The sequence below is a fragment of the Bradyrhizobium sp. LTSPM299 genome (assembly GCF_000938235.1).
In the GTDB taxonomy this organism is placed as follows: Bacteria; Pseudomonadota; Alphaproteobacteria; order Rhizobiales; family Xanthobacteraceae; genus Bradyrhizobium.
On sequence record NZ_JYMU01000050.1, the window covers coordinates 1 to 20,510 of the forward strand.

Annotated in this window: 22 protein-coding genes; 10 read left to right on the top strand and 12 right to left on the bottom strand. The window is 64.8% G+C overall.

Going from position 1 to position 20,510, the window contains the following annotated elements:
• The 4 genes from UP10_RS26290 to UP10_RS26305 all read right to left on the bottom strand — a co-directional run.
• The coding region (locus UP10_RS26290; RefSeq protein WP_502692180.1) for a transposase at window positions 1–243 on the bottom strand (243 nt) is incomplete at its 3' end.
• A 258-nt stretch (window positions 244–501) separates the two neighbouring features.
• Entirely contained in the window at window positions 502–930 is a 429-nt protein-coding gene (locus UP10_RS26295) for a DUF5413 family protein (RefSeq protein ID WP_044590148.1), read from the bottom strand.
• A 288-nt stretch (window positions 931–1,218) separates the two neighbouring features.
• Entirely contained in the window at window positions 1,219–2,790 is a 1,572-nt protein-coding gene (locus UP10_RS26300; RefSeq protein ID WP_044590149.1) for a hypothetical protein, read from the bottom strand.
• 35 nt (window positions 2,791–2,825) lie between these two features.
• On the bottom strand, window positions 2,826–4,118 hold the full coding sequence (locus UP10_RS26305) for an adenylosuccinate synthase (RefSeq protein ID WP_044590150.1): 1,293 nt from the start codon (window positions 4,116–4,118) through the stop codon (window positions 2,826–2,828).
• Window positions 4,119–4,469: 351 nt separating this feature from the next.
• Here UP10_RS26305 and ybaK point away from each other — a divergent pair, with 351 nt between their 5' ends.
• Entirely contained in the window at window positions 4,470–4,952 is a 483-nt protein-coding gene (ybaK, locus tag UP10_RS26310; RefSeq protein WP_044590151.1) for a Cys-tRNA(Pro) deacylase, read from the top strand.
• 6 nt (window positions 4,953–4,958) lie between these two features.
• Here the strand turns inward: ybaK and UP10_RS26315 are convergent, their stop codons facing one another.
• From UP10_RS26315 to UP10_RS45970, 5 genes are all read right to left on the bottom strand, one after another.
• Window positions 4,959–5,216 (bottom strand): hypothetical protein, encoded by a 258-nt coding sequence (locus UP10_RS26315; protein WP_044590152.1) that lies wholly within the window; start codon window positions 5,214–5,216, stop codon window positions 4,959–4,961.
• A gap of 106 nt (window positions 5,217–5,322) precedes the next feature.
• Window positions 5,323–6,525: an MFS transporter gene (locus UP10_RS26320; protein ID WP_044590153.1), complete on the bottom strand. Its 1,203-nt coding sequence runs from the start codon at window positions 6,523–6,525 to the stop codon at window positions 5,323–5,325.
• A 112-nt stretch (window positions 6,526–6,637) separates the two neighbouring features.
• The gene (locus UP10_RS26325) at window positions 6,638–6,874 is read right to left on the bottom strand and encodes a hypothetical protein (RefSeq protein WP_044590154.1); all 237 of its coding nucleotides are present in this window, start codon (window positions 6,872–6,874) and stop codon (window positions 6,638–6,640) included.
• The gene (locus UP10_RS26330) at window positions 6,867–7,460 is read right to left on the bottom strand and encodes an isochorismatase family protein (protein WP_044590155.1); all 594 of its coding nucleotides are present in this window, start codon (window positions 7,458–7,460) and stop codon (window positions 6,867–6,869) included. The genes UP10_RS26325 and UP10_RS26330 overlap by 8 nt, the downstream gene beginning before the upstream one ends.
• Before the next feature lie 4 nt (window positions 7,461–7,464).
• Window positions 7,465–8,685: a GNAT family N-acetyltransferase gene (locus UP10_RS45970; RefSeq protein ID WP_245321882.1), complete on the bottom strand. Its 1,221-nt coding sequence runs from the start codon at window positions 8,683–8,685 to the stop codon at window positions 7,465–7,467.
• 94 nt (window positions 8,686–8,779) lie between these two features.
• On the opposite strand from UP10_RS45970, the gene UP10_RS26340 reads away from it, so the two are divergent.
• The 5 genes from UP10_RS26340 (at window position 8,780) to UP10_RS26360 (ending at window position 13,598) form a co-directional block, all read left to right on the top strand.
• The gene (locus UP10_RS26340) at window positions 8,780–9,829 is read left to right on the top strand and encodes a LysR family transcriptional regulator (protein WP_044590156.1); all 1,050 of its coding nucleotides are present in this window, start codon (window positions 8,780–8,782) and stop codon (window positions 9,827–9,829) included.
• Between the two features lie 21 nt (window positions 9,830–9,850).
• Window positions 9,851–10,240, top strand: coding sequence for a hypothetical protein (locus UP10_RS26345; RefSeq protein WP_044590157.1), 390 nt, complete (start codon window positions 9,851–9,853; stop codon window positions 10,238–10,240).
• Between the two features lie 258 nt (window positions 10,241–10,498).
• Complete coding sequence (locus UP10_RS26350; protein WP_044590308.1) at window positions 10,499–11,425, top strand: DMT family transporter; 927 nt, start codon at window positions 10,499–10,501, stop codon at window positions 11,423–11,425.
• A gap of 112 nt (window positions 11,426–11,537) precedes the next feature.
• Window positions 11,538–12,344: an MlaD family protein gene (locus UP10_RS26355; protein WP_044590158.1), complete on the top strand. Its 807-nt coding sequence runs from the start codon at window positions 11,538–11,540 to the stop codon at window positions 12,342–12,344.
• Between the two features lie 99 nt (window positions 12,345–12,443).
• The gene (locus UP10_RS26360) at window positions 12,444–13,598 is read left to right on the top strand and encodes an alpha-hydroxy acid oxidase (protein WP_050043822.1); all 1,155 of its coding nucleotides are present in this window, start codon (window positions 12,444–12,446) and stop codon (window positions 13,596–13,598) included.
• A gap of 3 nt (window positions 13,599–13,601) precedes the next feature.
• Here UP10_RS26360 and UP10_RS26365 read toward each other — a convergent pair whose 3' ends face one another.
• Entirely contained in the window at window positions 13,602–14,006 is a 405-nt protein-coding gene (locus UP10_RS26365; RefSeq protein ID WP_044590160.1) for a hypothetical protein, read from the bottom strand.
• Window positions 14,007–14,091: 85 nt separating this feature from the next.
• On the opposite strand from UP10_RS26365, the gene UP10_RS26370 reads away from it, so the two are divergent.
• The gene (locus UP10_RS26370) at window positions 14,092–14,706 is read left to right on the top strand and encodes a TetR/AcrR family transcriptional regulator (RefSeq protein ID WP_044590161.1); all 615 of its coding nucleotides are present in this window, start codon (window positions 14,092–14,094) and stop codon (window positions 14,704–14,706) included.
• Between the two features lie 126 nt (window positions 14,707–14,832).
• Here the strand turns inward: UP10_RS26370 and UP10_RS26375 are convergent, their stop codons facing one another.
• Complete coding sequence (locus UP10_RS26375; protein WP_044590162.1) at window positions 14,833–15,234, bottom strand: DUF1330 domain-containing protein; 402 nt, start codon at window positions 15,232–15,234, stop codon at window positions 14,833–14,835.
• 132 nt (window positions 15,235–15,366) lie between these two features.
• Between UP10_RS26375 and UP10_RS26380 the strand changes: the two genes are divergently transcribed.
• Together UP10_RS26380 and UP10_RS26385 are read left to right on the top strand one after the other, a co-directional pair.
• Window positions 15,367–16,212 carry a hypothetical protein gene (locus UP10_RS26380; protein WP_044590309.1) on the top strand — a complete coding sequence of 282 codons (846 nt, stop codon included), beginning with the start codon at window positions 15,367–15,369 and terminating at the stop codon, window positions 16,210–16,212.
• Between the two features lie 224 nt (window positions 16,213–16,436).
• Window positions 16,437–17,387 (top strand): DMT family transporter, encoded by a 951-nt coding sequence (locus tag UP10_RS26385; protein WP_044590163.1) that lies wholly within the window; start codon window positions 16,437–16,439, stop codon window positions 17,385–17,387.
• A gap of 112 nt (window positions 17,388–17,499) precedes the next feature.
• Here the strand turns inward: UP10_RS26385 and UP10_RS26390 are convergent, their stop codons facing one another.
• Window positions 17,500–19,185, bottom strand: coding sequence for a methyl-accepting chemotaxis protein (locus UP10_RS26390; protein WP_044590164.1), 1,686 nt, complete (start codon window positions 19,183–19,185; stop codon window positions 17,500–17,502).
• Window positions 19,186–19,461: 276 nt separating this feature from the next.
• Here UP10_RS26390 and UP10_RS26395 point away from each other — a divergent pair, with 276 nt between their 5' ends.
• Window positions 19,462–20,505 carry a C-terminal binding protein gene (locus tag UP10_RS26395; RefSeq protein WP_044590165.1) on the top strand — a complete coding sequence of 348 codons (1,044 nt, stop codon included), beginning with the start codon at window positions 19,462–19,464 and terminating at the stop codon, window positions 20,503–20,505.
• The last annotated feature ends 5 nt before the right edge of the window (window positions 20,506–20,510 follow it).

Genomic DNA, 20,510 nt, shown 5'->3' on the forward strand with positions numbered 1-20,510 from the left:
CCGACGGCTCGCCCGCACCCGGTGCAAATAGCCGTAAATGTAAAGCTTCAGCAGGTCGCCCGGCGCATAGGGCGGCCGACCCAGTTCCTCGGCCGCAGCCTTCGAAAATCCCAACTCCGCAAGAGCCAGCGCATCTACAAACGCATCGATCACCCGAACCGGATCGTCGCGCCCCACCACCTCGTCCAGAACCTCAGGAAAAAGCGTCGTTTGATACCGCGACTGGCCCGTCACATGCGCCATCATAACCTCGAATCAAAGCCCGATCCCGACAACAATAGCCGATCAGGTTTTCACACAGCCTGGCAGGCCGGGACCCATAGCCACAGGGTAGCGTTGTTGAAGCGAGCTGTGGCCTCTGCATTGCGCAACAATGACCATCGGTGGTTATGGGTCCCGGGTCGCGTCGCTTGCCCGGGACGACGTGGGGTTGGTTTCAGATTGGATTGCCAGGATGTGCGCCCGGATTTGGATGCGGCCGACGGCCCCGCGCCCGTCGCCTCAATGCTGCGCCGACGTCGCCGGTTGCGGCTCTTCGGCATATTTGTGCGCCACCCACGATGAGACCACGCCAGGCACGAAGCCGACCAGCCCATAGAGGATGAATTGCGCCGCGCCGCTCTCGGCGCCGTGCGAAGCATAGGCGAACGCCGCGGCGAAGAACGCCACCACACCGACGACCAGCATCCGCACGACGGGTGCGATCCGCCTGACATGCATCAGGATATCGTCGATCGCGCCGAACATCATCGTGGGCACGATCCCGATCAGGTAACTGAACGGCAGCGACTTTGCGAACACGGTGAACAGCTTTGCCACCTCGCCGCCCTCGATCACGGTCCAGTAGCCGGACTGATAGGTGGTCGCGAGCAACAGCAGGAAGCCGCCGATGAACGGCCCGATGGCTGCGAAGATCAGATAGCGTTTCATGGCGCGTCCCTGGAACGTAGACATTCAGTCTAACGCAGTCTGGCAGCGGTTCTACGGGAAATTCGATCAAGATCGAAACGTTCCTCGCTGTCATGCCCCGCTTCAAGCGGGGCATCCAGTACGCTGCGGCCTGTCGGTAAACGTCCGGCGCCTCTGGAATACTGTCGCCCCGTCCCGTCTACGCCAAGGCTTCGACGTGGCAGTCGGTCTCAGGCGCGCCGGAGCTTAGCGACGGCGGCAAGCCGGACGATGACGGCTGAGCAAGAGGTAAGAGCGAATGCTCTCCCTCTACTCCCCCCACGCCGCGAACGCGTCGTTGAACGCGCGCTCGCCCGGCGCGCCCTTTTCGATCGCGATGATGGCGCGGCGCTGGTTGGTGTAGACCAGCGGAATGTCGAACCAGGAGCGCTCCTTCAGGAGCTGCAAATTGCGCGAGCGGTCGTTGTCGACGTTGGAGAGGCCGACCAGGAAGAAGCCGTCGGTGACCTTGACGGCAAGACCGGCCAGCGGCGTGCCGCGGGCCTGCTCGTTGGACTTCATCAGGATGCCCGGCACGTTGCCGACGCCGCCATTGGCGAAGTCCGGCGGCAGGATGAAGGTCAATTCCGCGGTGTGGCTCGCCGGCAGCGATGAATCGGTGTTGCGGCGGAACGACATCGTCATCTTGAACTTGCGATCGGGGATGTCGATGTCGGCGCGTACGGCAATATCGGGCTTCTGGTTGCCGGACGCCTTGATCTGCTCGGTGCGCCACACCACCGAGCCGACATATTGCTTGCCCTTCGGATCGGACGGATCCTCGTCATAGAGCACGACGCGCTGCGCGACCGGGGCGACCGGCTCGCCCGACGACGAGGGCTGGCCGACGCGGTCGGCGATCTTCGGCTTGGTGGCCGGCGCAGCGGCGTCCTTCGGGGCCTCCGCCGACGGCTGCGACTTGAACAGGGCGCTGACATAGTTGACCGCCGGCTTGCCCCAAAGCATCGCGGCGCCGGCCAGGATCAGCACGATGCCGACCACGATCGCGCCCTTGAACGGAAACATCGCGCCGACGCGCGCCGGCTTCTTCGGCTCGCGCTCGGCGCTGCCGATCCGCGAGCGCGGCGGCGGCGTCTGCGGCGTCTGCGGCGCGTAGCGCTCGGCCTCCTCGATCGACTCGTCATAGGAGTACGGCGCGTCGGGATCGGCGCCGCGGTTCTCCAGGCTGGGCTCGAGCCGGTCGAATTCCGGCGAGGGCGACGGCACGTTGGCGTAGGTCTTGCGAGCGTTGCGGGTGGCCTGCGCCGCGGCGCGGCCGAGATCGTCGGCGTCAGCCGTGATATCGCGGAAGCCGCGTACACCCGGTGCGGCCGGCGGGACCGGTGGCGACGCGGCCTCGGCGCCGCGGCGCGGCACGGGCGGGCGGCCTGCCGGCGCCTGCGGATCGGTCCCCGGCGCGGGCGGGGTCTGGGGTCGTGGCGGCACGGGCGGCGCGTCGGCGCGCAAATTGCGCGGGCGGGTTTCGGCCGATGGAGGCGGCGTGGCGGGACGCGGACGCGACGATGCGCCGGGCGTCGAATTCGCCTCCGGCGGGCGGGCAGCATTGGCGCGGCGGAAGGCATCGCCACCACGCGCGGCGCCGCCGCTCGAACGGGACTCGCGGGCACGCTGGGCGGCCTCAGACTCGACCTTGCGGACGGCCTCTTCCAGCGACAGCCGTTCGCGGGTGATCTCGGATTCGGAGAGTGGCGGCTGCACGCTGCGCAGCTGCTGGATCAGCGCCGCCCGCGCCCGCTCATAGAGCGCGCGGCGGCTCTCGCCGGGGGCGTTGGGATCCAGTCCAGCAATGGCACGGGCGATCAGCGGGTAGTAGTCAGCCATTTCCACACAATTGGTGGGATATAGGTAATATCCCGTTAAGCTTCGAACGGATTCTGTACCAGAATAGTATCCTCACGTTCCGGGCTGGTGGACAACAGGGCGATCGGGCACCCCACCAGCTCCTCGACCCGGCGGACATATTTGATGGCCTGGGCCGGCAGGGCCGCCCAGGACCGCGCATTGGCGGTCGGCTCCTTCCAGCCCTCGATGGTCTCGTAGATCGGCTCCAGGCGGGCCTGCGCGCCCTCGCCGGCCGGCAGATGGTCGATCTCCTTGCCGTCAAGCTTGTAGCCGATGCAGACCTCGATCGAGTCGAAGCCGTCGAGGATATCGAGCTTGGTCAGCGCCAGCCCGGCGATCCCGCAGGTCCGGACCGTCTGTCGCACCAGCATGGCGTCGAACCAGCCGACCCGCCGCTTGCGCCCGGTGTTGACGCCGAATTCCTTGCCGCGGCGGCCGATCTCCTCGCCGATCTCGTTATGCAATTCGGTCGGGAACGGGCCGAGGCCGACGCGGGTGGTGTAGGCCTTGCAGATGCCGAGCACATAGCCGACCGCGCCCGGGCCCATGCCGGTGCCGGTCGCGGCCTGCCCCGCCACCGTGTTCGACGACGTCACATAGGGATAGGTGCCGTGGTCGACGTCGAGCAACGCGCCCTGCGCGCCCTCGAACAGGATCCGCTTGCCCTCGCGGCGCTTGATATCCAGCAGCCGCCACACCGTCTCGGCATAGGGCAGAAGTTTCGGCGCGAACGCGGTCAGCTCGGCGAGAATCCCCTTGCCGTCGATCTCTTCCAGATTGAGGCCGCGGCGTAATGCATTGTGGTGAGCAAGGAGCCGCTCGATCTTGTGCGGCAGCGTATCGAGGTCGGCGAGGTCCATCAGGCGGATGGCGCGGCGGCCGACCTTGTCCTCATAGGCCGGTCCGATGCCGCGCCGGGTGGTGCCGATCGCGGTGACCGCGTTGCTGGATTCGCGCAAGCTGTCGAGCTCGCGATGCAGCGGCAGGATCAGCGTGACGTTCTCGGCGATGCGCAGATTGTCGGGCCCGACGGCGACGCCCTGGCCCCTCAGCTTTGCCACTTCGTCAAGGAAGGCCTGCGGGTCGAACACCACGCCGTTGCCGATCACCGCCAGCTTGTTCGGGCGCAGCACGCCGGAGGGCAGCAGCGCCAGCTTGTAGGTCTCGCCGTTGATCACCAGCGTATGGCCGGCATTGTGGCCGCCCTGGAAGCGCACGACGATGTCGGCCTGTTCCGACAACCAATCGACGATCTTGCCCTTCCCCTCGTCGCCCCATTGGGCGCCGACGACGACAACATTGGCCATTTCGAAGCTATTCCCTTCAGGTGTTTCTCAGACCACGATCGCGGCGAAAACGCGTCCGCCCACAGCGATCATGCGTTGGTGTGCCCAGCCCAAAGCACGGCCTGAGGGCCGTTCGCACGCAAGGCGCCTAACCGGATAAAGGAAGCGGGTCGGCTGCGCAAGCAAGAAGGGCGCGCTTTAGGCCTTTTGGATAGGCTCCAACCCTTTGATATCCCCTGAAAATCCGGAAGGACCCAAACCTGCGCGAGGCAGCAGCGAATTTAATGTTGGCGCCACCGCGACAGGCCGCGCAAGCGGTTGATCGCGGCCGCCGTTGCGGCAATCATCCACCGATATTAACCGGCTCGATCCATGCCCAATTCCACGCCTGCGACCATCGCCCTGCGGAAGCTTGGCATCGCTTTCAAGCTCCACACCTATGTCTACGATTCGAATGCTGAAAGTATCGGGCTGCAGGCCGCCGAAGCGCTTGGCGTCGAACCGAACCGGGTGCTGAAGACGCTGATGGCCGAGGTCGACGGCAAGCCGGTCTGCGCCGTGGTGCCGTCGGACTGCGAGGTCAGCATGAAGAAGCTTGCTTCGGTGATGGACGGCAAGTCCGCGAAGATGATGCGCCCGGCCGACGCCGAGCGGCTGACCGGCTACCATGTCGGCGGCATCAGCCCGTTCGGCCAGAAGAAGCGGGTGCCGACTGCGATCGACGAGTCCGCGCTCACCCATGTCACCGTGTTCGTCAATGGCGGCCAGCGCGGCCTGCAGATCGAGATCGATCCGAACGACGCCGCACTGGCCGCCGGCGCGAAGATGCAGGCGGTGGTCGCGTCGCACGAGTGACTCAGGTTACGGCCGCTTCCGCGCCCACAGCGTTGCCTCGACGATCGCCTCGCGGAGTTTCGGCCGCTGCTTCTCCGGACATTCGGCGAGGGCCAGGATCGCATTGGCCCGCGCCGCGAAGCGCTCGCGCCTGCCCTTGGCTTCGACGGCCGGCGCGGCCTCCTCGAATTTCACCAGAATTTCGCTTTTGGTCGCGAGATCGACGACCAGCGGGAAAGCTTCGATACAGGTCGGGGCAATAAATCCGGCCGGGGCTCGCTTCACTATTCACCCATTGGTTGTATTTATATATATATCTACAATAAGATGTAGTCTATCTAAATTGATTTGAGACCGAGGGGGCCTACCTCGCGCGCCAATCACCGCAGCGTCACAATGCAGCGCGCAGCTCCGGCGCGGGCTTGGCGGCTGCCTCCTGCCGAGCCGCCAGCGAAACGAACACGAGAACAAAAGGCACCATCGCAAGCAGCAGCCCGGCGCCACAGAAGAGCGCGGCCGACGGCGTGTTCCACGCGTCCTGCAGCCGTCCCGCAGCGGAGGGCCCGACCGCCATCAGGATGTAGAAGCAGGTGTAGAACACGCCGAAGCCAAGCGAACGGTCCTGCGGCGCCAGCACGCGCGCAGGCAGAGACAGGATCGCACCCGACAGCGGGCCGATCGCAATGCCGAAGACAAGACCGATGATCGCCGGATAGATGCCGACGGCGAACAGAGTGAGCGCGAAGGCCGCCACCAGCCCGCATCCCACGATGGCAGCGACCGGCTTGCCGGACCGATGCACGAGATAACCTCCCGTCGGGATCGCTACAATCGTGAACCAGATCGCGAGGCTCGTCAGCGAGGCCGCCATCGTCGGCGCGAACCCGACCGACTGCAGCAACAGCGGTGCGTAGCTGAAGAACAGCACGCAGGCCAGGTTCATCGCCCCCCAGATCACGCCGGCGACGATGACCGGAAGGAGCACGGCGGGCGCCAGCCGCCCGCGCGAGCGCGTCATCTCTGCCGCCTGCGGCTGCGTCGCACTGCGCGGCAGCAGGATGAAGGCCACCAGTACCGCGAGCGCGCCGAGCGCTCCCGAATGCATGACCGCCGGCCAGCCGGATATCTGCAACAGCCAGCTCTGCACCGGCAGCGCGACCATCGCGCCGAACGGCCAGCTCATTTGCAACAGCGACATCGCGAGCACGATCTCTCGGCCATCGAAGCAGTCCGTCGTCATCTTGGTTGCGACCAGGCCGACGATGGTGGCGCCGATGCCGCCGATGATGCGCGCAACGAGCCCCGTCGCCAAGCCGTCGGCGTGGCCAAGCAGCACGCCGGATACAACCATCAGCATGAGGCCGATCATACCAAGCGATTTTTCGCCGACGCGCTGGCCGATCAGACCCGCTGGAAGCGCGACGACGACGCCGGGCAGCAGATAGGCGCCGAGCAGCAGACCGAGCGTCGCGTAGTCGAGCGCGAGATCGGCCATCAGCACATGCGTGCTGGAGCCGACCGACTGGAATTGAAATCCGGTGGCGGCGCGCGCCGCGAACAGCACTACGAGGACGATCCACCGGCGGTGCGGCATTAGCTGCCTCCCTGGGCTCGAAGCTGGAGCATGATCCGGAAAAATGTAAATAAGGTCATGCTAAGACAAGGCGCTAAAGCGCGATCACGATTCAACCCGATCTCATCGCGCATTAGCGTCCGACAGGACTCTCGTTCGACGATTTTCCGTTGACGAGGTCGAAGCTGACTCGGTTGGAGAATTCTGACAGTTCGTCCTCGGAAATGTCGTGCAAGCTCAAACGCAATTGCATGATGGTGAGATCGAGCAAATGGCCGGCAAAGGAGAAGCCGGCGCCGACAACGATATCGCGCTGCTCGGCAAGCACCGGAATGACTTTACGCAAACGGCGGGCACTCAACTCATCCATAACGATGCCCTCTCAGGGACCGTGGCGCCGTCGCAACAAGCCAATTGCTAGTGGTGGCGGCGTCGGCGAACAATCCTATAGCCGATGTGGCGATGCTGTGCACTGCAGACGAATCCGCGTGCGAACGCCGGTGGCTGGCCGAGGCATCGCTCAGGAAAGTGACGTGATGATCGCGCGCCGCAGCATCGATCGCAGTGGCGAGCGCGATCTGTTCGGCGGCGAGCCCACCGATGGCAAAGCTGCCGATCCGGGATACCACGTCGTTGAACAGCGAATTGCCGTAACAGGACGGTTGCTGACGCTCGAACACCATGTCGGCTCGTTTTGGTTCCAGTCCCGGCAACCACGGCGACTGCGCCCGCCGCTCGCCGACACCCAAAGCCTCGCCCGGCCGCGTGAACGCGATCGGGATGCCGTTGTCGCGGGCGTGCTGGATAGCGGTGCGGCATTGATCCAGCACGCGGTCGAGCCCGCAGGCCTGGTCGCGCACAAGGCGCCGCCAGTTGTCTTCCTGCAGGTCGACCATAACGAGGAGGCGGCTCAGGGATGCGCCGGCATAGGCTTTGAGATCGATCACCTGGCTCATATTGCTAACCTGCGCTCGTTAGTGGCGCGGCACCGCGGGCCGCCGACATCTCAAGAATACCGGGCACGTCCCACTGCCCCTCGGGACGGATCAGCACGTAGGGATCTTCGCTGAGCGAAATACGCGCTGGATGGCGCGCGGCATCGAGGCAGACCTCGACGTAGTCGAAATCCGAGAATGTGAATTCGCGTCCGCCCTGCATACGCGCAAAGCCGCGCTGCTCCCAGAAATTCAACAAGCGCTTCTGTGAATGCGCATAGAGCGTGCGATAGCCCTTCTTGCGGCAGAGCTCGATCGCGGCATCAACAATGCGCCTGGCAAGGCCCGCATTGCGGCTCTCGTTGCGCACGGCCAGCCGCTCGAACTTGGCGAAATCGGCGAAATAGCGGATGCGCAAACAACCGACAGGTTCGCGGCCTTGATGGCAAATCAGATGGGTCGCCGAGAAATCATTGCCGTCGAATTCCTCTTCGAAAGGGCAATGCTGTTCGCCCATATAGACCGCGCTGCGGATCGCCATTACGCGCGCCATCTCCTCCATCGAGCGCACCACCTGCACCGTCACCTGATCGACTGGTTCGGCCGCCACCATCGGTGGCAATTCGTGCGAGCGATCGAGCATCTGAAGATGCGGCGCGTAAAGGCCGTCGTAGCGCGCTCCCGGCGAGAAGCCGAGCGGATCGAGCACGCGCAGGCCCTCCTTGGTAATCGGGCGCGAGAAGATGTTGATGCCCTGATAGAGCGGCGTGGAGAATTTCTGCAGCACCAGCGGGATGCCAGCGACCAGAGTACCCTTGGCATGGATGCACCAGACATAGATGCCGGCGGGTCGCTCCGACTGCCGCGTGATGCACGATAGATCCGGGTTCTTGGTGTCTAGCGTGCCGTCGATGAGGCGGCGTGTGCCTTCGTGCGTCAGTGGCAACGCGGCGAGGAAGCCCTCGCCCCTGGGAGCCCCGATGTCGAAATGGTCCTTGCGCGCGATCGCCCAGAACACGTCCGGGTTATGGTTGGTGACAGTCTGGACGATGCGGTTGGTAGTTATTCCCGGGAGATCCTGCCGCGCAGCATCCATCAGGGCGGCGATACCGGCCGCGTCGACGGTGAAAATCACCGTGCGGCGCGCCAATTGCAGCATGGTCATCTTGTCCAGCGACCGGACAGGGCCTGTCGCGGGACGCTTCCTGGCGGCCTTTCTTACGAAATCGAGGTCGAGCGCGGTCATCGTTCGTCTCTTGTGGTTGTGAATTCGCCGCGTTTCTGCCAAGAATAGAATATTGGTTCCGTTACGATAGAAGGCGGCAAACGAGGCAAATTGTATGCACTCACCTGAGCGCAGGGGCGTTCACCCCCGTGCACACCCCCAGGGCCGGATCGCCCAATGGGACTCGGTCAGGATATTCCTGGAAGTGGCCCGTATTGGGAGCTTTCGCGCGGCGGCCAGCGAGCTCAACGCCTCGGCTAATTTCCTGCGCAAACACATTCTGCAGTTGGAGAGCGCATACAAGACAACTCTGATCACGCGTCATGTCGATGGTATCCGCCTGACGCCCGAGGGCCTGAAGGTCCTGGAAGCAGCGCGACGGATGGAAGAGGCCGCCTTCGGGCTCGACCGGGCGCTGAGCCAAACCACCCCTGCGCTGACCGGCGAGGTCCGCTTCGCAATCACCGAGGGGCTGGGCACCTTCTGGGTGGCGCCGCGGTTAATCGAATTCCAACGTGTCTATCCGGGTCTGCTCGTCGACCTCAAATGCGAGATGCGCTCAGCCGACGTGCTGCGGCTCGAGGCCGACGTCGCGGTCCAGCTCGAGGAGCCGAACAAGCCCGACCTCAAGCGCGTCAAGATCGGCCGCCTGCACGTGATGCCGTTCGTCAGCCCATCCTATGTCGAGATCTACGGCATGCCGAAGGATCAGGAGGACATCAGGCAGAACCATCGCATCGTACTGCAGGAAGCCGACCAGGCTCGCGCACAGGCGATGTACGACCAATATGCCGGCCGCGATCCGGTCGGCTTCGTCGCGATGCGCAACAACGTCTCAAGCGCGCATGTTTGGGCGGTCGCCAAGGGCGCTGGCATCGGCTGGCTGCCGACGTACGTGCCGGCTGTCGCGGGTCCCCTGATCCCGCTCGACATCGACATCAACTTCTCGCTCGACATCTGGCTTGCCTATCATCCAGACGCCAAGCGCATTCCGCGCGTGCGGCAACTGATCGACTGGACCATCCAGGCCTTCGACGGCCGCAAATATCCGTGGTTCCGGGACGAGTTCGTTCATCCCGATGATCTGCAGAAGTCATACAAGGGCGAGCCGTTGGTCAATCTGTTCGCAGGCTTCGTGAAAGAACCGCGGTCCAGGACCGCCTGATGGGAATCGCCTGAGCGCATCATGAGCACATCGCAAGACAAACAGATCGATCAGGTCGTGCAGGAGCGGTGGCGCGCGATCGGGCTGTCGCAGAGCGACCTTGCCGAGGTGCTGTGCACGAATTCCGCGCCAGCCAGCAACGGCAAGAACGGCGCGGCCCGGATCGATGACGACCGCTTGGCGCTGCTCGCTGAGGTGCTCGGGATCACCGCTGACGTCGTCAGTCCGCAGGCCGCTGCGTCCGCGCAAGTACGCGCCGGCATTCAGGCCGCGCGCTCGCTGCAGTCTCTGCTTGAATTGCGGATGTTGCGCGTGTTCCGCGAAGTACAAAATCCCGACACCAAGCGGATCCTGATCGAGCTCGCGGAGCAGATCGTCAAACGCCAGACCACCTCGCCTGGGGCCGGCTAAAACCCTAGAATCGGTGCTCGCTGAATGAGAACCGGATGCCCGGTTCCCATCTTGAGCCTGTTGCCATGATCCCGGACCGGTCCCCAGTTAGGACAAACGCTGTCGCGCGCGCCAAAGAAGCCTGGCGCATGGTCGCGATGCGTCCTCTCCCATTGATAGCGCGTCGGATTCCGTGTCTGTGAGAAGCGCCGGGCATGTCATTCTGGCCCGGCGATTGCTCGCCGGGCGGGCCGCGGCGTCGTGAACCCGGTCCATCGCATGTCTGCTTCCGAATCCGCGACAACACCTGCATCCAGCTCCTGGATCGCCAACCAGCCCTATCTGCTGCTCTGCATCACCGCGATCTGCTGGGCTGGCAACGCGATCGTCGGCCGGCTCGCCGCGGGTCACATTCCGCCGGTGACGTTGTCATTCCTGCGCTGGACCGCGGCGTTCCTGATCATCCTGCCGTTTGCCTGGAAGCATTTGGCGCGCGACTGGGGCGTGATCCGCAAAAATCTCGGCACCATGATCATGCTGTCGGTCACCGGCATCAGCGCCTTCAACACGCTGCAATACTGGGCGCTCGAGCACACCCAGGCGCTGAACACGCTGCTCTTGCAATCGGCGGCGCCTTTGGTGGTCGCGGTGTGGTCGCTGATCCTGCTCGGCGTGCGGCTGACGGTGGCGCAGGCGCTCGGCGTCCTGCTATCGCTCTGCGGCGTGCTGGTGATCCTGCTGCATGGCGATCTCACCACGCTGTCGAAGATCGAGTTCAACAAGGGCGATCTGATCTTCATCGTCGCGCTGGTGATCTTCGCGCTGTATTCGGTGCTGACGCTGAAGCGGCCGAAGATCCACGGACTGTCGGTCGCCGGCTTCACCTTCGGCTGCGGCGCGCTGATGCTGGTGCCGTTCTTCATCTGGGAGCTCACTACGCGCCCGGTGATGCAGCTCACCACCAACAATCTGCTGTCGCTGTTCTATGTCGCGGTGTTCCCCTCGACGCTGGCCTATCTCTGCTTCAACCGCGGCATCCAGCTGATCGGCGCCAACCGCGCCGCGCCGTTCTTCCACGTGGTTCCGGTGTTCGGCACCGTGATGTCGATCGTGTTCCTCGGCGAGCATCCGCAGGCGTTCCACTTCATCGGTTTTGGGCTGGTGCTGGCCGGCGTCTTCGCGGCATCGCGGAAGCAGGCGGCTTGAGCCGGCTTTCCCTCGCCCCGCAGGCGGGGGCGAGGCAAGGGAGGCACGCGGTGACTAGCCGCTCGAAATCCGCTATCTCTAGAGACTGCTTCGCGAATGGATCCGGAACGAGATGGCGCGCGCCAGCAATGTGATGATCGGCACCCTGACGCTGGCCCTGATCGCGGGCTCGCTCGGCGGCTGGCTGGGCTATCAGCGCTATGCCGGCATCAAGCGCCAGGTGCCGTTCCGCGTCATCTTCGAGGGCTCGGCCTCGGGCTTACGTCGCGGCGGCAGCGTGAACTTCGCCGGCGTGCGGATCGGCGAGGTGGTGTCGATCAGGCTCGACCATCACCGCGTGGTCGCGATGACCCGGATCGAGAATAACGCGCCGATCAGGAAGGACACCGAAGTCGGCCTCGAATTCCAGGGCCTGACCGGCATCGCCGCGATCTCCTTCACCGGCGGCTCCGACGACGCCCCGCCGCCTCCGCCCGGCGCCGACGGCATTCCGGAACTGACCGCCGATCCCGAAGGCACCATGGGCGTGTCGGAGAAGCTGCGTCGGGCGTTGCGCAATGTCGACCGCGTCATCGTCGAGAACGAGGGGGCGGTCAAGGACACGCTGCGCGGATTCGAGAACTTCACCAACTCGCTGTCAGGCAATGGCGAAATGATCTCCGGCTTCATCGATGCCGCCGAGGCCGACGTCAACACCGTTGACGCCAAGATGACCGTGGCGGACAAATTCCTCAAAAATCTCGGCAGCGACAAATATGGCGGCGAGCTGCTGCCGACCGTGATCTCGCTGCACGAATTGATCGAAAGTTTTGACAAGAAGTCCGGCGCGGTGATCGCCGACACCCGAAAGACGCTCAGTGACGTCAGCCAGTCCGTCAACGCGTTCAACGAGAAAATTGTCGGCGCCCGCAAGCGCTGACGTAACTGACCAATCAAGAACAACGGAAACACCGCCGTGCACGACCGGATCGCCGCAGCCTCCCCGCCACCCACCACCGTCACCCGCGCGACCAGCGCCGTGCCCCGGCGTCTGCGGCGCTATCTCACGCTCGATGATTTCGAGCCGCAGGCGCGGCGGCTGCTGCCGAAATTCCTCTATGGCTACGTCTCGGGTGGCGCCGAGACCGATGCGGCGCGCACCGACAACCGCAGGGCGTTCGACGAATACGGTTTCGTGCCGCGCGTCCTGAACGACGTCTCCGGCCGCGACCAGACCACGACGCTGTTCGGCAAGACCTACGCCTCGCCGTTCGGCATTCCGCCGATGGGCTCGTCCGCGCTCGTCGCCTATCGCGGCGACATCGTGCTGGCCCGCGCAGCCGCCGCAGCCGACGTGCCGATGATCCTGTCGGCGTCGTCGCTGATCACACTCGAGGACGTCCGCGCCGCCAACCCGGATGCCTGGTACCAGGCCTATCTCGCCGGCGACGACGCGCGGATCGAGCCGCTGGTCGATCGCGTCGCAGCCGCCGGCTACGACACCTTCGTCGTCACCGCCGACGTGCCGGTGCCGCCGAACCGCGAGAACAACATCCGCAACGGCTTCCAGGTGCCGCTCGCGATCACGCCGCGGGTGCTCTGGGACACCGTCAGCCATCTCGACTGGCTGCTCAACACCTGGGCGCGGACGCTGGTCAACCACGGCATGCCGCGTTTCGAGAACATGGACGCCAAGCAGGGCCCGCCGGTGCTCGCCAAAAACCTGATGCGCAACATCGGCAACCGCGACCAGCTGGCCTGGAAGCATGTCGAGCTGATCCGCAAGCGCTGGCCCGGCAAGCTCGTGGTCAAGGGGCTGATCTCGCCGGAGGATGCACGGCTGGCGCGCGAGCATGGCTGCGACGGCGTGATGGTCTCCAACCATGGCGGCCGCCAGCTCGACTACACCGTCTCCGGCTTGCGCACGCTGCCGGAGATCGCGGCGCAAAAGGGCGGCATGACCGTGATGGTGGACGGCGGCATCCGCCGCGGCACCGATGTGATCAAGGCCTTGGCGCTCGGCGCCGACTTCGTCTGGGTCGGCCGTCCCTTCCTCTATGCCGCCGTGGTCGCGGGCGAAGCCGGCGTCGCGCGCGCGATCTCGCTGCTGCACGCCGAGATCGACCGCGACCTAGCGCTGCTCGGCATCCGCAGCCTCAAGGAGATCACGCCCGAGTTGGTGCGGAAGTTTTGAGGCTTACGCGTAGCGCGCCGCGCCCATGCAGAGGGCAGTGACGGCCAGCAATCCCGCCGCCACGCGCTGCGCGATTGCCAGCCGCGAGCGCGCGCTTGACACATCGGCCGTGCTGTTGCGCAACTGCCTGATAGCACCGCCGCCGACGATGATCTGCACCGCCACGGCAAACAGCGCGGCGATCGCACCGGCCGCCAAAATCATCTCGGACAGCGCGAACGAACCCTCGTGAACCAGGTGCCAGAGCGTGGCGCCGGTCACGATCGCCACCGTCGCGGCGCCGATTTGCGGGCCGAGCAGCTTTTCGCCGCCGAGGCCGCCGGTGCGGGCCAAAGTGAAGCTGGAGCCGGCCCAAAACACCGATGACAGGACGTGAAGGGACAGGGCTATGACAAGGGCGGTCTGCATCGTGTCGCTCCGAAATCCGGCTTGGTATCAGGCTTGGATATTAAGTATACAATATGTATAGTTAATTTATCGAAAGGGCAACGGGATGCCTCCGCGCAGCTATGTGAGCTCGGTGCGCAATGCCGCCGCCGCCGAAACCCGCGACCGGGTGATCGAGGCGGCGTCGCGCACGCTGCGCGAGGGCGAGAGCATCGCGCGGTTCTCGCTGGATACGGTGGCGAAGGCGGCCGGCGTGACACGGCTGACGGTCTACAACCAGTTCGGCTCGCGGCGCGGACTGCTGGAAGCTGTGTTCGACGAGATCGCGCAGGCCGGCGGCCTGCACCAGATCGCCGACATCATGACGATGAGCGATCCGCGCGCCGCGCTCGATCGCATGGTCGAGGTCTTCTGCGGATTCTGGAGCCGCGATTCGGCAGTCGGCCGATTGCACGACGCAATGGCGACCGATCCTGATTTCGCCGAGGCCGTGCGCGAACGCAACGAGCGCCGCCGCAAGATCCTCATTGTGCTGATCGATCGCATCGCGAGTAAAGCCGCGTCACAGGCTCGCAAGGACGCGGTCGATCTGATCTTCGCGCTGACGAGCTATCCGACGTTTGCGTCGCTGAGCGTGGGGCGGTCGAGGGATGAGGTGTGCCGGTTGGTGCAGGAAGCCTGTCACGCGGCGCTGGCGCCGCTGTCAAATCCGTCATCCTGAGCGCCTGCGAGCTTATATCCAGCCGTCATTGCGAGGAGCGACAGCGACGAAGCAATCCATCGTTCCGCATATGCCGCGCGATGGATTGCTTCGCTCGCAATGACGTGGTTAGAGCTGCGCTCCGCCTCACCCTCCCCCGAACTTGCTATACGCCTCGCGCGTCGCGATGATCACGTGCTCTTCGCAGCCGTTGCGGCGGTGCGGGTCGCAGAGGGTCTCGTAATCGGCCGATGTCATCATGTCGGTGAAGGCCGCGACACTGGGGTAATAGACCAGCGCGAGGTAGTCCCATTGCTGGCCGGCCGGCTCGCCCAGCGCCACCTTCTCGGCGTTGCCGGTCCACAGCAGCGTGCCACCGCGCGCCTTGATCATGGGGACGGTGAGCGCGCTGTAGCGCAAATACGCATCCCAGCCCGAGCCGTCGCCGTCGAGCGATCGGGCGCGAAACCGCATCAGATTGACCATCACGACCGGCGCCTCACCGTCCAGTTCGCTCAGGCCTTTGACGTTCAAGAGGTCGACGCCCATCAATAGCTCCCACCAAAGACCGAACCGGGGCCGCGGTCCGGCCGCAAAGATTATGTCACATGGCGGGGCTACCCTGAAATGCGCGCGGGGCTTAGGCTTCCATGCCGACGCGCGACCCCGGAGGTCAAGGCCGTGATGACCCTTCCTGAACTTGCGGCCGACGCGCTCGGCAAATTCCTCGGCGAGTACATGCAGCGCCGGTTCGGCGCCGCGCAGTCCCACCTCGTCGAGACGGTGCCCTCGATCGCGCGGATCGCGATCGAATGCATCGGCAACAGCGACGCGCTGTATCACAATGTCGAGCACACCATGCTCGTGACCTTGGCCGGCCACGACATCCTGCGCGGACGCGCGCTGCACGCGCACATGACCGCGGAGGACTATGCCCATGTCATCATCGCCTGCCTGACCCACGACATCGGCTACGTGCGCGGGCTGTTCGACGCCGACGACAAGGATGGCTATCTGGTCGCCGCTGATGGACGCAAGGTCGCGCTGCCGCGCGGCGCGTCGGACGCCGCACTGCTGCCCTATCACGTCGACCGTTCCAAGATGTTCGTGATGGAGCGGATCAAGGGCATCGCACAGCTCGACAGCGACCGCATCGCGCGCGCCATCGAAGGCACGCGATTCCCGGACAGCGTGCCCCGCGAGAACGCGGCGTTCGACGACGAGGCAGCCCTGCTTCGCGCCGCCGATTTGATCGGCCAGCTCGGCGATCCCCATTACATCCGCAAGGCCAATGCGCTGTATCATGAGTTCGAGGAGGCAGGGCTGAACCGCCAGCTCGGCTACGATTCGCCGGCTGACATCGTCAACCTGTATCCCCAGTTCTACTGGAACAGCGTCGCACCGCATGTGCAGACGGCGATCCGCCACCTCGACATCACCTCCAGCGGCCGGCAATGGACCGCCAATCTCTACGGCAACGTGTTCCGCGCCGAACGCGATATCTCGCTGTCGGGACCGCAGAAATAGACGGGGCATGCGGGGCGCGGGCCGATGCCCCGAGTGACCGTGTCATACCCCGCGAAAGCGGGGTATCCAGTACGCCGCGGCCTCTCGAATTATCGCTGGCGTCTCTGGAATACTGGATCACTCGCATGCGCGGGTGATGACATCGGTGACTGTGGCTGCGCATGGCACCAATTCGCTCTTTCGTCTTGTCGCAGCAACAGATTCGGGCACAACATCCGGCAACAATGACCGACCTTCGCGCTTTGCCCGCACCTGCCGCACCCACGCATCGCTCGCCGCTGCACTGGCTCAACAACCAGCCTTATCTGCTGCTCAGCCTGACATCGCTGTTCTGGGCCGCCAACATCGTGCTGGCGCGGCATGTCGGCAGCCATGTGCCGCCGATCACATTGACCACGATCCGCTGGTTCGGCGTGTTCCTGATCCTGCTGCCGTTTGCCTGGCCGCATCTGAAACAGGACTGGCCGAAGCTGCGCAGCGTGCTGCCGCTGATGCTGCTGTTGTCAGCGGTCGGCTTCGCATTCAACAACGCGATCTCCTACTGGGCGATGCAATATACCGAGGCGCTGAATGCGCTGTTGATCCAGTCGGCGGGCCCGCTGTTCGTTGCGCTATGGTCGCTGGTCCTGTTCGGCGTGCGGCTGACGCCGGCACAACTTGCCGGCATCGCGATCTCGCTGGCCGGCGTGCTCACCATCATCCTGCGCGGCGATATCTCGGCGCTGGCCAGCATCAGCTTCAACAAGGGTGACATCATGTTCGGCGCCTCGCTGGTGTCGTTCGGGCTCTATTCGGCGCTGATCCCGCGACGGCCGAGGATCCACCAGCTCTCGCTGATCTCGTTCACCACCTGCTGCGGCGCGCTGATGTTGCTGCCGGCCGCGATCTGGGAATTCTCCGCCGGCGTGCGGCTGCAATTCGACGGTCTGACCATGGCCACGCTGGGCTTTGTGCTGATCTTCCCGTCCACGCTGGCCTATTTGTTCTTCAACCGCGGCGTCGCGCTGATCGGCCCGAACCGCGCCGCGCCGTTCTTCCATCTGGTGCCGGTGTTCGGCTCGGCGATGGCGATCCTGCTGCTCGGCGAACAGCTCGCGCCGTATCATTTGATCGGCTACGCACTGGTGCTCGCCGGCGTCGTGATCGCCTCGCGGCAGGGATCGGCGAAGCGGTAGCGGCCTAACGAGAATCGTAGGGTGGGCAAAGGCGCGCTTGCGCCGTGCCCACCATCACCAGCATTGCAAGGAGTGGTGGGCACGCTTCGCTTTGCCCACCCTACGCAGGTACTTACGCCACGCGGACCTTCTGCAGGAATTCGTCGACCGCGTTGCGCAGCATGCCGGACTGGGTGTCGAGCTCGCGAGCGTTCGACAGCACATCGCCCGCCGCGGTGCCGGTGGCGGCGGCCGCGGTGGTGACACCGCCGATATGGGCCGAGATCTCGCTGGAGCCGGCCGCGACCTGCTGGATGTTGCGCGCGATCTCTCGGGTTGCGTCGCCCTGCTGGTCGATCGCGGTCGAGATCGAGGAGGTGATCTCGCTCATCAGCGCGATGGTCTCGGTGATGCCGCCGATCGAGGCCACCGCCTCGCCGGTGGAGGCCTGCATCGCCGCGACCTGCGCCGAGATCTCCTCGGTCGCCTTCGCGGTCTGGTTGGCGAGCGCCTTCACTTCGGACGCGACCACAGCGAAGCCACGGCCGGATTCACCGGCGCGGGCGGCCTCGATGGTCGCGTTGAGCGCCAGCAGGTTGGTCTGGGCGGCGATCGAGTGAATCAGCTTGACCACCTCGCCGATCTTCTCGGCGCCAGTGGAGAGCGCCTGCACGGTCGCGTTGGTGCGCTCGGCATCGGCCACCGCCTTGCCGGCGACCTCGCTGGAGCGCGCCACCTGGCGGGCGATTTCGGCGACCGATGAGGAGAGCTCTTCGGCCGCGGCAGCAACCGTGCCGACATTGTTGGAGGCGCTGTCGGAGGCTGCACCAACTGTTGCAGCACGTGCGCTGGCGTCGCTCGCGGTCGCGGTCATCGACTGCGCGGTGGTCTGCATGCCGGCCGCAGCCGTCGCCACCGAGCGGACAATGCCGTTCACGCTGCGCTCGAAGTCGCTCGCGATGTTCTCCATCGCGCCGCGGCGCTCGGCGCTGGCACGGGCCTGGGTTTCGGCTTCGGCCTGTTCGAGACCGCGGATCCGGACCGCATTGTCCTTGAATATCTGCACGGTCGACGCCATAGCGCCGACCTCATCGCCGCGGCCGACGCCTGGAATCTCGCCGTCGAGCTTGCCGTCGGCGATGTCCCGCATGCGGTTGCCGAGCAAATTGAGCGGCCGGGAAATGCTGCGGCCAATCAACCAGGCGACCGAACTGGAGATGATGCCGAGGCCGAGGATGGCAAGCCCGAGCATCCAGGTGATCGGCCGCATCTTGGCATCGATGTCCTCGAGATAGGCGCCGGTGCCGAGATACATGTCGAAGCCGGGGACCGCGACCGCATAGCCGAGCTTGCGGATCGGCGTTTCCTGGTTGGGTTTGACATATTCATAGAACAGCAGGATCTCGCCGTTGGCCTTGACGCCGTTCATCAGCTCCCAAGACAACTTGCGGCCGTTGGTCACGACCTCCATCCGGTTGGTGCCGACCTGCTTCGGATCGGGCGCCAGCACGGTGGTGCCGTCATAGGAGGTGCCGAACAGATAGCCGGAGCCATTGTCGTAAGTCATGGCGTTGGCGCGCTTGCCCAGCTCGGCCAGCGCAGCCTCCTTGGTCAGCTTGCCGGCATCGACGTCCTTCTTCAGGCTTGCCGCGTAGTTCTTGGCCATTTCGACCATGGACTTGACCTGGTCGATGCGCGCATTGGTCATCTCGCGCTGCATCAGGTTGATCGCGAGGATGCCGGCGGCGCACAGGCCAACGAGAGCCACCCCCACCAAGATGCCGAGCTTGGGGGTAATCTTCATATTTGACAGCTTCACGGGGATCTCCAGGGCGGTGGGGAACGCGGCGCGACGGGCGAATTGATAACCTTCAAAGTATTGATGACCCTCACGGTAACGTGAGACCTTTACTCGTTGGTTACGCTGCCTCCCCGTAGAAGCCCGGATGATCGGGATGGGGGAGCAACCAGCAATTGTGGAGCGAGCCGCCCGGGTCGCGTAGAAGCATATGGGCGGCGGGCCGAGCCGGTAGCCCAAAGCGGCAAGACTCGGACAGCAACAAATAAAAACACAAGACTTCATCGGGAGCAGACAATGTCGAAATTCAGAGTGGTCACGCCAAAGGGCGCAAGCTTCACGGTCGCCGGCGGCGGCTACGATTATGAGAAGGAGGCGCTCGACCCGATTGGCGCCGAGATCATCGAAGCCCCGACCAACGAGGCCGAGTTCATCGCCGCGGCCAGGACCGCGGACGCCATCTACGCCAAGGGCATGCCGATCACGAAAAACATCATCGACGCCCTGGAAAACTGCAAGGTGATCACGCTCGGCAGCGTCGGCGTCGACTCGGTCGACGTGAAGGCCGCGACCGCCCGCGGCATCCCCGTCACCAACATCCCCGACACCTTCATCGAAGAGGTCGCCGACCACGCCATGATGCTGCTCCTGGCCGGCTTCCGCCGCCTGGTCGAGCAGGACAGGATGGTGCGCAGCGGCCGTTGGGCCGAGGGCCGCCCCGCGCTTTTGAAAATTCCCCGCCTGATGGGGCAGACGCTCGGTTTCATCTCGTTCGGCCGGGTCGCGCGCGCGGTGGCGAAACGCGCGGCGCCCTTCGGCCTGCGGATGATGGCCTACGACCCCTTCATCCAGGAAACGCTGATGTACGACCACGGCGTGATCCCCTCGACGTTGTCGGAGGTGCTGTCGCAGTCGGACTTCGTCTCGATGCATGCACCGGCGCGGCCCGAGGTGCACCACATGCTGACCGAGAAGCATTTTCGCCAGATGAAAAAATCGGCTGTTTTCATCAACACCGGCCGCGGCGCCACCGTCGACGAGGAGGCGCTGATCAAGGCGTTGCAGGAGGGCTGGATCGCGCACGCCGCGCTCGACGTGCTGGAAAAGGAGCCGCCGTCGCACAACAACCCGATGCTCGGGATGGACAATGTGACCTTGACCGCCCATGTCGCCTCGGCCTCGGCACGTTTCGACGAGGCGCGCAAGCGCCGCGTGGGCTACGAATTGTCACTAGTGCTGCAAGGCATGTGGCCGGTAAGCTGCGTCAACCCGTCGGTGCTGCAAGACACCGCGCTGCGCCGCTGGCAGCCTGTCAGCATGGATCGCGGTCCGAACAGCTAGGCGGC